The following is a 14850-nucleotide window of genomic DNA, read 5'->3' as shown; positions in this document are numbered from 1 at the left end:
CGGCAGGCAGGAGGAATCCATGCGTCGTATCGCGCTGACCGCAGGCTCCCTGATGGCCGCGGCCATGCTGGCCTTAGCGGTCCCCGGCTCCGCCGTCGCGGCCGACGGGGTACTCGTCATCAACGGCATGGCGTACGAGGACCCCAGCGGCTGCTACGACTCGCACCGCTGGCCGCTGAGCGTCGGCAACTACACGAACCAGGTCGTCTTCATCCTTTCGGAACCTGGCTGTTCCGGCGAGGTCCTCGAGCTCGTCAACCCTGACGAGCAGACGGTCAGCGAGCTCGGAGCCAGCGTCTACGTCGACTGACCTCGGCGCACATCGCACGCGGCGTGCCATACGTCGCGTGCGACCCTGGGGAGACAGGACACCCCAGGGACACGGAGGCAGAACGACCATGGCTGACAGCCGCGTTGTCATCGTCACCGGCGGCGGTACCGGCATCGGCGCCGCCACCGCCCGCCAACTGCGCGCCGACGGACACCAGGTGGTCGTCTCCGGCCGCCGCCCGGAGCCGCTGCGCGCGGTCGCCGAGGAGACCGGCGCGCTCGCCCACCCGTCCGACGCGGCCGACCCGGACGCCGTCGAGGGCCTGGTCGCGGCGGCCGTCGAGGCGTACGGGAGGCTCGACGGCGTCGTCCTGAACGCCGGTACGGGAAGCCCCGGCGCGGTCGGCGACGTCTCCGCCGAGGACTGGGAGCGGGTCCTCGCCACCAACCTCACGGGCCCCTTCCACCTCCTGCGCGCCGCGCTCCCCCACCTCCTCGCGTCCCGGGGTTCGGTGGTCGCCGTGGCGTCGGTGGCGGCCCTGCGCAACGGCATCGGCAACGCCGCGTACGCCACCTCCAAGGCGGCCCTCCTCCAGCTGTGCCGTTCGGTCGCGGTGGACTACGGCGCGCAGGGGGTGCGCGCCAACACCGTGTGCCCGAGCTGGGTGCGCACGGAGATGGCGGACCGGCGCATGGCCCGGTTCGCCGAGTCCGCCGGGTTCGGGGACGGCGCGGAGGGCGTCGACGCCGCGTACGAGGAGGCGACCCGGCTGATCCCGGCGGGCCGCACCGGCCGGCCCGAAGAGGTCGCCGAGGCCGTCGCCTGGCTCCTGTCCCCCGCCGCGTCGTTCGTCAACGGCGCGACCCTCACCATCGACGGCGGCGTCACCGCGGTGGACCCGGGCACGACCGCCTTCAAATTCCACATAGAGCCGCGTAGTTAAACCCCGTACGGTTTCCCCATGCCCGAACTCCAGCGTCTGCGCCCCGACCACGCCCCGGCCCTGCTCGCCTTCGAGCGGGAGAACCGCGCCTACTTCGCCGCGTCGGTCCCGGACCGCGGCGACGCGTACTTCGCCGAGTTCGAGGCACGGCACGCGGCGCTGCTCGCGGAGCAGGCGTCCGGGGCGTGCCACTTCCACGTCCTCGTGGGCGGGGACGGCGAGATCCTCGGCCGGGTCAACCTCGTGGACGTGGCGGACGGCGCGGCCGAGCTCGGCTACCGCATCGCCAAGAAGGCCGCCTCGCAGGGGCTCGCCACGGACGCCGTGCGGCAGGTGTGCGTCCTCGCCGCCACGGAGTACGGCCTGACGTCCCTGCGGGCGGCGACGACCGGCGACAACCCGGCCTCGCAGGCCGTGCTCGCCCGCACCGGTTTCGTGCCCGCCGGGGAGATCGTCCTCGACGGGCGCCCCGGGATCTCGTACACCCGAGACCTCACGAACCCCTAGCGAAACCCTGAGCGAAACCCCTAGAGAAAGCTGACGTTCTGGGCGAGCGGCAGCGTGGTCGAGTAGTTGACGGTGTTCGTCGCGGACCGCATGTACGCCCGCCACGCGTCGGACCCGGACTCGCGCCCGCCGCCCGTCTCCTTCTCGCCGCCGAAGGCACCGCCGATCTCGGCGCCCGACGTGCCGATGTTGACGTTGGCGATGCCGCAGTCGGAGCCCTCGGCGGACAGGAACAGCTCGGCCTCGCGCTGGTCGCGCGTGAAGACGCTGGACGAGAGGCCCTGCGGCACGTCGTTGTGCAGGGCGATGGCGTCCTCGAAGCGCTCGTACGTCATGACGTACAGGACCGGCGCGAAGGTCTCCTCGCGCACCACGGCCGTCTGCCCCTCCACGCGCAGGATGACGGGCTCGACGTACGCGGCGTCCGGCGCGATGTCGGCGAGGCGCCGGTTGCCGCCCGCGACGAGCTTGCCGCCCTCGGCCTGGGCGCGGGCGAGCGCGTCCTGCATGCGGTCGAGCGCGCCCCGCGAGACGAGCGGCCCGACGAGCGTGGCGTCGTCGAAGGGGTCGCCGATCGGCAGCTGCGCGTACGCGGCACAGAGGCGGGCCACGAGCGCGTCGGCGATGTCGCGGTGGACGATGAGGCGGCGCAGCGTCGTACAGCGCTGCCCGGCCGTGCCCGCCGCGGAGAACACGATGCCGCGCACGGCGAGGTCGAGGTCGGCGGACGGCGCGACGACGGCGGCGTTGTTGCCGCCGAGTTCGAGCAGGGTGCGGCCGAAGCGCGCGGCGACGCGCGGCCCGACCTCGCGGCCCATGCGCGTGGACCCGGTGGCGCTGACGAGGGCGACCCGCGGGTCGTCCACGAGCCGCTCGCCGACACCCCGGTCACCGAGGAGCAGGCGGTGTACGTCGGCGGGGGCGCCGACGTCCTCGGCGGCCCGGGAGAGCAGGCGCGCGCAGGCCAGCGACACCAGCGGGGTCAGCTCGGACGGCTTCCACACCACGGTGTCGCCGCAGACGAGGGCGACGGCGGTGTTCCAGGACCACACGGCGGCCGGGAAGTTGAACGCGGAGACGACGCCGACGACGCCGAGCGGATGCCAGGTCTCCGCGAGCCGGTGCCCGGGGCGCTCGGAGGCGATGGTCCGCCCGTACAGCTGCCGGGAGAGCCCCACCGCGAAGTCGCAGATGTCGATCATCTCCTGGACCTCGCCGAGCGCCTCCGAGCGGATCTTCCCCGCTTCGACGGTGACCAGGTCGGCCACGTCCTCCTGGTGCGCGCGCAGCAACTCACCGAGCCTGCGCACGAGTTCGCCGCGGCGGGGGGCGGGCACGGTGCGCCACTCCCGGAAGGCGGCGTGGGCGGCGCCGATGGCCTCGTCCGCCGCGGCCGGGCCGGCCGCGGCCAGCGGGAACAGGTCCTCGCCGGTGATCGGCGTGCGGGCGTGCAGCCCCTGGCCTTCGGGGAGCGTGACGCCGACGCGGTCCAGGGCGGTGCGGGCGCGGGCGCGCAGCGTCGCGGTCGTGGGCAGGGTGGGGCCGGGCATGGGGAGCTCCTATGCGTCAGGGGTGTGCGAGGCGGGGGCGGAGGGGAGCCGCAGGTCCTGGGCGACCCGTTCCAGGGACTGCCGTTCCTGCCGCTCGTACAGGGCGAAGGGGTCGAGTACGTCGCGGCCCACCGCGCCGGACATCCAGTCGCTGTCGTAGGCGGCACCGGCCTGGTCGTCGTCCCGCGACCCGGCCTCGCTGAGGTTGGACTGGAAGATCCCCGCGGCGGAGCGCGGCAGGAAGTCCTCGTAGACGAGGGGCTCGGCCCGGACCCAGCCGCCGTCGAGCAGGCCGGCGAGGGTCGCGGGCGGCGCGGCGCCGTCGCGCGGCCGGTCGGGGACCGCGTGGTACGTGAAGTGGGCGAGGCCGCGCGCGGCGAGTTCCCGCTCGGTGCGCGGGAGCCGGGCGGACCACACCGCGCGGGCGGCCTCCGTCCGGGCGGCCGGGGTCGCCGGGGCCCGCGCGTCGACCTCGGCCAGGAGGTCGTCGTAGAGGGCGCGGCCCGCCCGCGTGAGGGCGATCCCCCGCGCCTCGACCTCCCCGAACCGCACCCGCAGCGCCCCGTCGACCACGGTCCCGTCGGGCAGCCGCAGCGCGCGGGGCTCGTCGAGCGCGCGGAAGGAGGTCTGGCGCAGCAGCACGTCGGGCCCGTCCCAGGCGGGCGGCCCCTGGATGGTGTCGATCATCTCGATGCCGCGCGCGGTCATCCGCCGGTACAGCTCGTCGATGTCGAGGACGCGCGGGGTGAGGTGGTTGATGTGGGTGCTGCGGACGCCGCCGATGTCGGCGGCGACGGCGGAGACCCGCGCCAGCGTCCCGTACCAGTCCTTGTCGACCGGTTCGGCGGACAGCTCGAAGGCGGCGACGGCGAGTTCGAGGAACCGCTCGGCGTCGGCGTCCGCGAGCCCCGCGTCAGCCTCGGCCCGGTCGGCGAGGGCGAGCAGTTCGGGCGGGAACAGGGCGCGCGCGGCGAGGAAGCGGTCGAGGCGCGCCCGCAGGTCCGCGTCGAAGAAGCGCGGGTCGGCCGTGGTGAGCAGGGAGGTGAAGACCCGGAAGGGGTTGCGGGCGAGCTCGTCGCCCGCGACGGGGCGGAACGCGGTCGAGACGACGGGCACGGCGCTCGCGGCGGCGTCCCGCAGGTCGTAGAAGCCGACGGGCCGCATGCCGAGGGCCCCGAAGACCCGGGCGACCTGGCTCAGTTCGGCGGGCGTGCCGACGCGGATCGCGCCGTGCCGCTCCGCCGTGACGCGGCCGATGGACCCGAGCCGTTCGGCGTCGGCGCCGCGGGCCTTCAGGACGCCCTCGTTCACCTCGCGGGACACGTCGACGAGGGTGGTGTAGGCGGGCACCTCGCGGCCGTACATGGCGGAGAGGCGCTCGGCGAAGGCGGCGCGGAGCTGCCAGGGGGCGTGGTGGCGGGGCATGGGGCGGACACCTTTCTTCGGTGGGCGGGCGCCTTTTGTCGGTGCGCGGGCGCCGCCGGGGTCCTGCGTCACACGACCTGTGCCTCGGGACGGCACGCCGCCCCGGTGCGGAACCGCTCCGCGCTCAGCGGCGCCACGTCCAGGTACGGCTCCCGCTCCAGCAGCAGGTCCCGCACGACCTCGCCGACGGCGGGGGCCTGGAGGAATCCATGGCCCGAGAACCCGGTCGCGTACAGGAAGTTGGGGACGTCCGCCGACCTGCCGACGAGCGCGTTGCGGTCGGGCGTGAGCTCGTACAGACCGGCCCAGCCGCCCGTGACGGGCAGGTCCGCGAGGGCGGGCGCCCGCCGCCGCGCGACGTCCCGGAAGAGCCGGAGCCAGCCCTCCGTCCACGTCGTGTCGAACCCCTCCTCCTCGTCCGGGTCGGCGAGCCCGAAGAGGAGCCCGTCGTCGCTGTTGTGGACGTACGCGGTGGAGGAGAAGTCGATGGTGAACGGGATGCGCGGCGCGGGCGGCACCAGGGCACCGGTGAACGCGATCTGCCGCCGCAGCGGCCGCACCGGAAGCGCGACGCCCGCCATGTCCCCGATCCCCGCGGACCAGGCCCCGGCGGCGCACACGACGGCGTCGCAGGCGATTCTGCCGCGGTCGGTGCGCACGGCGGTGACCCGCCCGTCACCGGCCGGGTCCATGCCCACCACGGACGTGCCCGTCACGAAGGTGACGCCCGCGTCCGCGGCGGCCCGCGCGTACCCCTCGACGACGAGCCGGGGCCGGGCGTGGCCGGAGTCGGGCGCGTACGCGGCGGCGAGCAGCCCGTCCGTACGGACGTAGGGGCACAGCTCCCGTGCCGCGCGAGGGCTGATCAACCGGCTGCGCACGCCCAGGCTCGCCTGCGTGGCGGCGCTCGCCGAGAAGGCGTCGACGTCCTTGGCCTCGCTCAGCAGGAACAGGTACCCGACCCGTTCGAGCCGGATGTCGGCCCCGGGCCGCGCCCCGAAGTCCCCGTAGGCGCGCAGGCTCCGCTGCCCGAGCTCGACGTTGACCGGATCGGAGAACTGCGCCCGCACCCCGCCGATCGGCTTCCCGGAACTCCCGCTCCCGAGCGCCCCGCGCTCGACCACGACGACGTCCCGGACCCCGGCCTCGGCCAGATGGAAGGCGATGGAGGCGCCCATGACACCCCCGCCGACGATGACGACGCGGGCCCGGCCCGGCACCTCCGACGAGCCCGGTGAGGCGGGTGAGACAGGTGAGACAGGTGAAACTGGCGTACGCGGCGTACGAGACAACCCCTTGCCCCTTTCCCTGCGCGGGACGAATACGCGGGACGAAGCCGATGGACCACCCGCAGGCATCGTGCAGCACACGCGCCGCTCACGTCCATCAACAGTCCGCACCCAGTCCCGCGTGCCCCCGTACGAGGTCGCCGAGCACCGCTTCGACGTGCTCGTTCAGGCGGGCCGACTGGAGCCGCTCGGCCAGGTCGAGGGCGTCGCCCGCGAGCGCGCGGCCCGCCTCGATGCCGCCGCTCCTGATGTGGGCGGACGCGGCGCGGGCGAGGAACAGGCCGCGGGTGCGGTGGTCGGAGGGGTTGAGGGCCCGCCACGCACGGGCGAAGCTCAGGGCGGCGCGGTGCGGCTCGTCCAGGTCGAGGTAGCAGCTGCCGGTCTGCCCGTGGACCTCGCCCTCGTTGATCCAGTACAGCCAGTGCGGATCGTGCTCGGAGCGCCCCCGGGCGCAGAGTTCGGCGGCCTGGCCGAGCGCGGCGAGGGCCGGTTCGCGCTCGCCGAGCTTGGCGTGTCCGCGCGCCTTGCGGGTCAGCAGCATCGCTTCGAGCGCGGGCGTGCCGAGGGGCCTGACCTTGGCGCGCGCGGTGTCCGCGGCGAGCACGGCGTCGCGCGGGGAGCCCGTGGAGTAGCTGTGGACGGCGATGTACGAGAGGGCTTCCGCGCCGAGGCGGATGTCGCCCGACGCCTTCGCGGCGCGCAGCGCGGCGTACAGGTAGGCGGGGGCGCGGTCGCCGCGCCCGGAGTCGAGGGTGAACCAGCCGGTCTGCGACGCGGTGTCGGCGATGACCGCCGCGAGCCGCCGCCCGGCGCTCTCGTCGTACGAGGCGTGCCGGACCAGGCGCCCCAGCAGTCCGAGGTGCGCGTCGCCGAGGTCGGCGAGGGTGCCGCTGCCCGCGCTCGCGTCCATGGCGCGGAGGCTGTCGGTGGTCTGCTGGAGGCTGTCGAGGAGCGCGTGGGTGAGACGGCTGCCTTCGGTGGCACGCAGCAGGGGTTCGGCCTGGGCGGTGTCCCAGCGGTGCACGAGTGCGGTGAGGGCGATGCCGGTGGGGGTGCGGAGGCCGGGGCCGGCGCCGTCGGTTGCGGCGGTGCGGGGGCCGTCGGTTGCGGCGGCGCGAGGGCGGGGTCCTGCGCCGCCGCGCGCCGCGGTGCGGGACGGTGGACGGCCACCGCCGCCTGCCGCGGTACGGGAAGGTGGACGACCGCCGTCGCCTGCGGCGCGGGAAGCCGGGCCACTGCCGTCGCCCGCCGCGGCGCGGGAGGCCGGACCACTGCCGTCGCCCGCCGCGGTACGAGAGGCCGGACCACCGCCGTCACCCGCCACACCCCGGGAAGCCGGACCGGCTCCGTCACCCACCGCCCCGCGCGACGCCGAACCACCACCATCACCCGCTGCGATACGAGAAGCCGGGCCGCCGCCGTCACCCACCGCCGGGTGGGAAGCCGGGCCATCGCCGTCACCCGCCACACCCCAGGAAGTTGGACCGGCTCCGTCGCCCGCCGCCGCACGGGAAGCCAAACCATCGCCGTCACCCGCCGCGGCGCGGGGAGTCGGGCCGCCGCCGCCCACCGCCGTACGAGAAGCCGAACCACCACCGTCACCCACCGCCGAGTGGGAAACCGGACCACCACCGTCGCCCGCCGCGGCACGGAAAGCCGGACCGCCGCCGCCACCCACCGCCGTACGAGAAGCCGAACCGCCACCGTCACCCACCGCCGAGTGGGAAGCCGAACCACCACCGTCAGCCACCACGGCACGGGATCTTCGACGGCCGCCGCCACCCGCCGCAGCCCGGGACCGTGGACCGCCCTCACCACCCGCCCCGGCGCGAGGACTTGACCCGCCACCCCCACTGGCCCCACCGGCCCCACCGGCCCCACCGGCCCCACCGGCCCCACCGGCCCCACCATCCCCCGTCGCCGCGCCCAGCGCCGCCACCATCCGGCTCGCCGTCCACGGCAGTGCCGGGTCGAGCGCGCCGCCGAGCGGGTCGGCGGGGTGCTCCGGGGGCGGCGGGGGCGGCGGACCGGGGCGGGGCAGCGGGACGGGGGCGAGGCCCGGCGGTACGCCGAGGCCGCCCAGGAACTCCGAGATCTTGTCGATGTTGGTGAGCCTGCGGTGCCCGGACTCCAGCATGGAGAGGAACGCCTGGCTGAGGCCGGTGAGGCGGGCGATGTCCTCCTGCCGCAATCGGCCGCGTTCGCGGACGAGACGGCTCGCCCGGCCGAAGTCCCAGGCGGCGAGCGCCCGCCGGACCCCGGCGTCCGCCCACACCTGCTCCGGGACGGTGGCGGCGCCCCGCTCGGCGGTGCGCCCGCGCGCGCAGGTCGAGCACAGGATGTCCGTGTTGTACCGGCTCAGTGCGGCGCCACACCGGTCACAGCGCCGAGACCGGTGCTGTTGCAACTCGGGTCTTCCCACCATGCGCGATCACCTCTGATCTTCAGATCCCGACAGCAAAGCGCAAAGAACTCCAGTGATATCACTCGTGAAATGTGCGCGTCAGAGATTAAGCCACCACTCTGAGTGCCCTGCGGTACGCCCGACTGCCGTGCGGCACGCCTGAGTTGCCCTGCGCTGCCCTGCATTGCCCCCGTGTCGCCCTGCCGTACGTCTCCGAGCGCCCCGCGCCCGTACGCCCGTATCCCCTGTACGCCGCCTTCCCCCCGCCTGCCCAGCCATCGGAGTCCACGAGGTATCCGTGAGAGGCCGCAAGCCACGACTCGACCGGAATCCGGCGCGCGACGACACCGCCTTGCGCGCGGTGGTCGACGACGCCGCGATGGGCCGCTGGGAGAGCGCCCGGGAACTGCTCGCCGCGACCGGCGCGGACTGGGACCGCAGGATCTTCCGGCTCCAGCTCCTGGCCCGGCTCGGCGCGCGGCTCACGTTCGCCGACACCTGGGCGCAGGCCGAGCCCCGCTCCCCGCACGCGCTCGCCCTGATCGCCCACGTACAGGCGCTGCGCTCGATGGCGGCCGGGCGCGGCCGGGGCCGCGACGAGGCGATGGAGGAGGCCTGGGACACCTGCTACGCCGCCGCCGACGCGCTCCCCGCGGACCCGACCCCGTACGTCGTGATGCTCGCGCTGCTCCGCTTCCACGCCCCCGCCCACGACGCGACGTGGCGGGACACCGTGTTCCAGGTGTGGCGGGAGGTGGAGGACCGGGACCCCTGGAACCGGGAGGCGCACCACGAGGTGCTGACCTTCCTGTTCCCGTCCTGGCACGGGCAGGGCGGCGAGATGTTCCACTGGGCCCAGGAGCGCTGCGCGCACGCGCCCCGCGGCCTGGCCGTGCACGTGCTGCCCCTGGTCGCCCTCGCCGAGACGCACCGGCAGCGCGTGGCGCAGGAGGGCGAGCGGTACGGCCTCTCCCTGCACCCCTGGACGGACAACCCGTCGACCCCGCTGGCGTGGCGGAACTGGTGGACGCACCGGTCCACGGCCCGCCCCCACGCGGCGTTCCACGAGGACGCCAACTACCTCGCCCACGCCCTGTCGTTCGCCGGCCGCCACAAGGAGGCGGCCGAGGTCTTCGACGCGATCGGCCCGTACGCCACCGATGTGCCGTGGAGCTACTGCGGCGACCCCCAGAAGCTCTTCGAACGCCACCGCTCGTGGGCGCTCAAGTCGCAGAACCCGTAACCCCCACCACCCCCGTAGAACTGACCGAGATCTGGGAGGCAGCCATGCCACTGGACATCCCGAGCACCGCGCGGTCGGACGAGGAGCGCCTCGCCGAGCTGGGCATCACCCAGACCCTGGACCGCTCGATGTCGGGCAAGCAGAACTTCGCCGTCAGCTTCACGATCATCAGCATCCTCTCCGGCTGCCTGACCATGTACGCGTTCGGCATGAACACCGGCGGCCCCGCCCTGATCATGTGGGGCTGGGTGTTCGTCGGCCTGATGACCCTGTTCGTGGGCCTGGCCATGGCGGAGGTCTGCTCCTCGTACCCGACGAGCGCGGGCCTGTACTTCTGGGCGCACAAACTCGCGCCGCGCAGGTCGGCGCCCGCCTGGGCGTGGTTCACCGGCTGGTTCAACACCCTCGGCCAGGTCGCCGTGACCGCGGGCATCGACTTCGGCGCCGCGTCCTTCCTCAACGCCTATCTGAACCTGCAGTTCGACTACGCCGCCACGCCGGGCCACACCATCACGCTGTTCGGCGGCATCCTGCTCCTGCACGCGCTGGTGAACACCTTCCGCGTACGCGTCGTCGGCTTCTTCAACACGGTCTCGGTGTGGTGGCACCTCATCGGCGTCGTGGTGATCGTCACCGCGCTCCTGACCGTCCCCGACACCCACCAGTCGATCGGCACCGTCTTCGGCGACTTCGTCAACAACACGGGCTGGGGCTCGGCCGTCTACGTCGCCCTGATCGGCCTGCTCATGGCCCAGTACACCTTCACGGGCTACGACGCGTCGGCGCACATGACCGAGGAGACCAAGAACGCGGCCGTCGAGGGCCCGCGGGGCATCATCCGCTCCATCCTGGTCTCCTGGGTGGCGGGCTTCGTCCTCCTCTTCGGCCTGACCTTCGCCATCCAGTCCTACGACGGCGCCCTCGGCTCCGGGACCGGCGTGCCCCCCGCCCAGATCTTCCTGGACGCGCTCGGCGAGACGACCGGCAAGCTCATGCTCCTCGTCGTCATCGGCGCCCAGCTCTTCTGCGGCATGGCGTCGGTCACCGCCAACTCCCGCATGATCTACGCCTTCTCCCGCGACGGCGCGCTCCCCTTCTCCCGGGTGTGGCACAAGCTCCACCCCGGCACCCGCACCCCCACCAACGCCGTCTGGCTGGCCGCCGCGGGCGCCTTCCTCCTCGGCCTGCCCTACCTCTGGAACACCACCGCGTACGCGGCCGTGACCTCCATCGCCACGATCGGCCTGTACATCGCCTACGTGGTGCCCACCTTCCTGCGCCTGCGCCAGGGCGACGCCTTCCAGCACGGCCCCTGGCACCTGGGCCCCTGGTCCAAGCCGGTCGGCGTCATCGCCGTGGCCTGGGTGACGGTCATCACCGTCCTGTTCATGCTCCCCCAGTCCTCCCCCATCACCACCAAGACCTTCAACTACGCCCCCATAGCCGTCGGCGTCGTCCTCGCCTTCTCCGGCACGTGGTGGCTCCTGTCGGCCCGCAAGTGGTTCCTCAACCCGGCCCACCCGAGGAACGCCCCCCTCCCCGAGCTCCCCACCCCCCAGCGCGCGACGCACTAACCCCCACCCCACCCCCGTACCCCCACTGACCTGCAAAGACAGGAACCCTGCCAGCCCCGAGCGCTTATCCGCTACGCTAGTCAGCGGATCTCCCGAGGTCCTCACCTCGCCTTCGTAGCTCAGGGGATAGAGCACCGCTCTCCTAAAGCGGGTGTCGCAGGTTCGAATCCTGCCGGGGGCACCATGCGTTACCGCTCTGACCTGGGGTTTCTCCCTCAGGGAGGGGTTCTGATCGGCCCCGGACTCCTCGTCCGGGGCCGTTTGCGTGAGCGGACGGCGAGTTGATCTCCGAAGTTTCTCGGCAGGCTCGTGTAGGTGTCGGCCGTGCGGGGGTGGATGGCGCGTTCGAAATTCCTGGCAGCCTCTTGTAGTTGATTCCGGGCAAGCCGGGTGAGGGTCTGGGCGAGGGCGTCCATGAACGGCGGGCTCCGGCGTCGTGCCTACGGGGCCGGTGTGCTCTTCGTGGGTGTCGGGGCCGTAGAGGCAGCGGATGAGGCCGATGGGGCCGAGCCTGCTTCGGTGAGATACCCGCTCGTCGTCGGCACGAGGCAGCCACACGGCGTCACGCGGGAAGTGCAGATGGCTGCTCAGCCCAGCGGCCGGGCCAGCGTGTAGACCGTACGCAGCACCAGGGCCCCGGAGAGCAGGAGAAGGTGGTAGCCGATCAGGGCGTACAGCCCGAGACCGGTGGTGACCGCGGGCCCGCCCTTCGAGCCGAGGAGCAGCATCACCCCGGCGATGCCGAAGAAGACCGCGAGGAACGCCAGCAGCACCCGGCTGAGCAGCTCGCCGATCACGCGCCGGTCCCGCGGGTCGGCGAGCAGCCGGACGTTCACCCCGAGGCGGCCTTCCTCCAGCGACCCGCTGATGCGGTCCAGGCGCCGGGGCAGCCGACGCAGCACCGGCAGAAGCGACATCAGCTCGTCGCGCGCCGTCTCGCCCGCCGTCCCGGGGCTCAGCTGCCGGGCGAACTGCGTCGTGGCGTACGCACGGGACGCCGTCACGATGTCGAAGCCGTCCGACAGCTGGGTCAAGGTGCCCTCCATCGTGGCCAGCGCCCGGAACACGGCTGCGATCTCCGGCGGCACCGCCAGCCTGAAGTCCCTCATCAGCCGGAACAGTTCCGTGAACATCGCCGTGTCCTTGGTACCCCCGTGGACGAGATAGCGGGCGCTGAAGTGGCCCAGTGCCCGCCGCAGTCGCTGCTCGTCCACCTGCTCCGGCCGGTTGGTCACCTCGAGCAGCGCATCGCACAGCGCGGTGGCGTCCCCCCGGTCGACGGCCAGGAAGAGCGCGGCCATGGAGGCTCGCAGCCCCGCGTCGATCCGGCCCACCGAACCGAAGTCGAGCAGCGCGGGCGTGCCGTCGGGCAGCAGCAGGATGTTCCCGGGGTGGGGATCGGCGTGGAACACTCCGTCCTGCATGATCTGGTTGAGCAGCGCCGTGAGCAGCGTCCGGGCCAGCTTTTCCCCGAGCTCCGCGGTGGCGGGTGCCGCCTGGCCCAGGGGCAGGCCGTCGATGCGGCTCATCACAAGGACCCGCGCGGTGCTCAGCTGTTCATGCACCCGCGGCACGGTGACGCTCCGGTCGCCGCGGGCCTCGGCCGCCATCCGTACGGCTGTCATGTTCCGCGCCTCGATACGGAAGTCGAGCTCTTCGTTCAGCGCGGCCGCGAATCCCCGGGCCAGATCGGTCAGGCCCAGGCTCCGGCCCCAGCTTGTACGGCCCTGCAGCGTGACCGCCAGCCTGTTCACGATGTCCAGATCGCGCTTGACGAGCTCCTCGATCCCGGGCCGCTGCACCTTGACGACGACCCGGGTTCCGTCGTGGAGAACGGCGGTGTGCACCTGCGCGATGGAGGCCGCGGCGAGCGGCTGCCGGTCGAACTCCGCGAAGACATCCCTCGGATGCGCCCCGAGGCCGGCGATCAGCGTCTCCTCGACCTCCGGCCAGGGGGCGGGCGAGACCTGGTCCTGCAGTCGGCTCAGTTCCTCCAGATAGGGCTCCGGCAGCAGATCCCGCCGGGTCGAGATCAGCTGGCCGAGCTTCACGAAGGTGACCCCGCCGGCCTGCAGCGCCTGCCGCAACTCCTGCGCCTGCAACTGATGGGGCGCCCCTTCGCTCTCGACGGCCCTGCGCCCCCGGAGGTACGGCCCCAGCCCGTGCCGCCCGGCGATCCGGGCGATGTGCGCATAGCGGCGCCCCCGCGCGATCCGCCCCCTGATCTCGCGGACCAGGTCCAACGGCCCGCTTCCCACGGGCAGAAGCTCCCGCAACAAGACGAGCGTGACCATGGCCGTCAGCAGCGCTACCCCGATCATCAGCGACAGCATGACCTGCTGATGGTCCGAGTCCCGCAACCGTGGCCCGAACAGCCGTCCCGAGATGGAGATCCCGACGATCCCTGCCACCGCGACCCGAAGCGGTCCAGCGTCGATTCCCAGGAGACGGCGTCCGAGGAAGGAGGGGAGAAGAACGACGGCGAACGTCCCGGCGAGCACAGCGATGATCCACATAGCGCAAGTTCCTTGATCTTCCTCGAGTTTCTTACACAGGGGCCCCGCATGTGCGTCATGCGGCGCCGCCGCTGACCTCGCAGGTGCGTGCGTCGCTGCAGGGCGGTGAGGGCTGCTCGCACGACGCGCTCCGGGGCCTGCACCATGCCGGCGGGTACGTCGCCGGGAGCGTGCGGCCGGGATTCTGTGGCTGGCATGCCCGGGCACAGGCCCAGCAGGCTGTCACCGGTTTCGGCCCGGGACAGGAACAGATGGGCGAGGGTGACCAGCGCTTCGCAGTTCCCGTGCATCATCGCCGGCGTCCGAGGGAGCGGGACTGTCGTGAAGGCGCCCGGCACCGCGGCGCCGGGGGCGTCTCGTGACCCCTGTAGTCGCGGGGGCTCACTTCTCGGCCTCGGGCTTGGTGTCGGGGGAGATCAGGAATGAGATGCGTTCCATGACGCGCTGGCGCTTGGTGTTCTGGAAGGCGGCGATGCGCCACGTGCCCTCGCCCTGCCGGACGAGTGTGTAGGTCTGGGCCTTGGACAGGTCGGCCGCCTTCGGTTCCCCGCCCTTGTAGGTGTCGCCGCGGCTGGTGGCCACGGCGGTGTCGGGACCGTAGAAGCGGACGCTGAGCCAGGAGTCGGCGAGTTTGGTGCCCTTGAGGAACCCGTCGAACAGAGCGCGGTGGCCTTCGGCGATGTCGCGGCGGCCCTGGTAGACGGTGCCTATGTAGCTGATGTAGGTGGCGTCTTGGGTGAAGTGGTCGCCGTACGCGATGGCGTCGTGCCGGGCCCACGCCTGGGTCATTGAGCGCAGGGTGCGGCAGACCGCCCGCCGGTCGTCGGCGGACGGGGCGCCGGCCGGGGTGGCGGTGACGGTGGGGGTGACCGCGTTGCAGTCGCTCTTGCCGAGGTTCTTGGCGTCGGAGATGGCGTTGAGCCACAGATATCCGACGCCCGCGGCGGCGGCCAGCGTCAGCGCGGTGCCCCCCAGCACGATCTTGAGGCGTCGGCGACGGCGGCGTTTGGCGGCCGGAACGGTGGCGGGCTCGGCCTGCTCGTCCTCCTCGGCCTCCGCGGGGCGCTCAATAGACTCGGCCTGCTCCGGATGCGGAGCACTGGTGGCGTTCATGGGCGTACCCTCCCG

General features: G+C 73.1%; 11 protein-coding genes and 1 tRNA gene. 6 read left to right on the top strand and 6 right to left on the bottom strand.

What is annotated here, in order from left to right; all coding sequences use genetic code 11:
• Positions 1 to 19: 19 nt before the first annotated feature.
• The 3 genes from ACFWZ5_RS10500 (at position 20) to ACFWZ5_RS10490 (ending at position 1721) form a co-directional block, all read left to right on the top strand.
• Positions 20 to 310 carry a hypothetical protein gene (locus ACFWZ5_RS10500; RefSeq protein ID WP_384804070.1) on the top strand — a complete coding sequence of 97 codons (291 nt, stop codon included), beginning with the start codon at positions 20 to 22 and terminating at the stop codon, positions 308 to 310.
• Between the two features lie 88 nt (positions 311 to 398).
• Positions 399 to 1214, top strand: a complete 816-nt coding sequence (locus ACFWZ5_RS10495; protein ID WP_384890613.1) for an SDR family NAD(P)-dependent oxidoreductase — start codon at positions 399 to 401, stop codon at positions 1212 to 1214.
• An 18-nt stretch (positions 1215 to 1232) separates the two neighbouring features.
• A complete protein-coding gene (locus ACFWZ5_RS10490) occupies positions 1233 to 1721 on the top strand; it encodes a GNAT family N-acetyltransferase (RefSeq protein WP_384795172.1) in 489 nt (162 codons plus the stop codon).
• Between the two features lie 20 nt (positions 1722 to 1741).
• Here ACFWZ5_RS10490 and ACFWZ5_RS10485 read toward each other — a convergent pair whose 3' ends face one another.
• The 4 genes from ACFWZ5_RS10485 to ACFWZ5_RS10470 all read right to left on the bottom strand — a co-directional run bounded on the left by ACFWZ5_RS10485 (position 1742) and on the right by ACFWZ5_RS10470 (position 8410).
• On the bottom strand, positions 1742 to 3271 hold the full coding sequence (locus tag ACFWZ5_RS10485) for an aldehyde dehydrogenase family protein (RefSeq protein WP_384795170.1): 1530 nt from the start codon (positions 3269 to 3271) through the stop codon (positions 1742 to 1744).
• A gap of 9 nt (positions 3272 to 3280) precedes the next feature.
• On the bottom strand, positions 3281 to 4696 hold the full coding sequence (locus ACFWZ5_RS10480; protein ID WP_384795168.1) for a 2-oxoadipate dioxygenase/decarboxylase family protein: 1416 nt from the start codon (positions 4694 to 4696) through the stop codon (positions 3281 to 3283).
• Positions 4697 to 4764: 68 nt separating this feature from the next.
• On the bottom strand, positions 4765 to 5916 hold the full coding sequence (locus ACFWZ5_RS10475) for an NAD(P)/FAD-dependent oxidoreductase (protein WP_384795166.1): 1152 nt from the start codon (positions 5914 to 5916) through the stop codon (positions 4765 to 4767).
• Between the two features lie 166 nt (positions 5917 to 6082).
• Entirely contained in the window at positions 6083 to 8410 is a 2328-nt protein-coding gene (locus tag ACFWZ5_RS10470) for a helix-turn-helix domain-containing protein (protein ID WP_384890610.1), read from the bottom strand.
• Between the two features lie 277 nt (positions 8411 to 8687).
• Here ACFWZ5_RS10470 and ACFWZ5_RS10465 point away from each other — a divergent pair, with 277 nt between their 5' ends.
• The 3 genes from ACFWZ5_RS10465 (at position 8688) to ACFWZ5_RS10455 (ending at position 11390) form a co-directional block, all read left to right on the top strand.
• Positions 8688 to 9632, top strand: coding sequence for a hypothetical protein (locus tag ACFWZ5_RS10465; protein ID WP_384795162.1), 945 nt, complete (start codon positions 8688 to 8690; stop codon positions 9630 to 9632).
• Between the two features lie 44 nt (positions 9633 to 9676).
• A complete protein-coding gene (locus ACFWZ5_RS10460) occupies positions 9677 to 11206 on the top strand; it encodes an amino acid permease (RefSeq protein ID WP_384795160.1) in 1530 nt (509 codons plus the stop codon).
• Positions 11207 to 11314: 108 nt separating this feature from the next.
• Positions 11315 to 11390, top strand: a tRNA-Arg gene (locus tag ACFWZ5_RS10455).
• Positions 11391 to 11793: 403 nt separating this feature from the next.
• On the opposite strand, the gene ACFWZ5_RS10450 is transcribed toward ACFWZ5_RS10455, so the two are convergent.
• Both ACFWZ5_RS10450 and ACFWZ5_RS10445 read right to left on the bottom strand, forming a co-directional pair.
• On the bottom strand, positions 11794 to 13722 hold the full coding sequence (locus tag ACFWZ5_RS10450; RefSeq protein WP_384795158.1) for an ABC1 kinase family protein: 1929 nt from the start codon (positions 13720 to 13722) through the stop codon (positions 11794 to 11796).
• A gap of 381 nt (positions 13723 to 14103) precedes the next feature.
• A complete protein-coding gene (locus ACFWZ5_RS10445) occupies positions 14104 to 14835 on the bottom strand; it encodes an SgcJ/EcaC family oxidoreductase (RefSeq protein ID WP_384795156.1) in 732 nt (243 codons plus the stop codon).
• Between the last annotated feature and the right edge of the window lie 15 nt (positions 14836 to 14850).

Source organism: Streptomyces sp. NPDC059003 (assembly GCF_042740445.1).
Lineage (GTDB): Bacteria > Actinomycetota > Actinomycetes > Streptomycetales > Streptomycetaceae > Streptomyces.
Note: the sequence above shows the minus strand (reverse complement) of the source record. Positions and strands in the feature narration are given on the sequence as shown.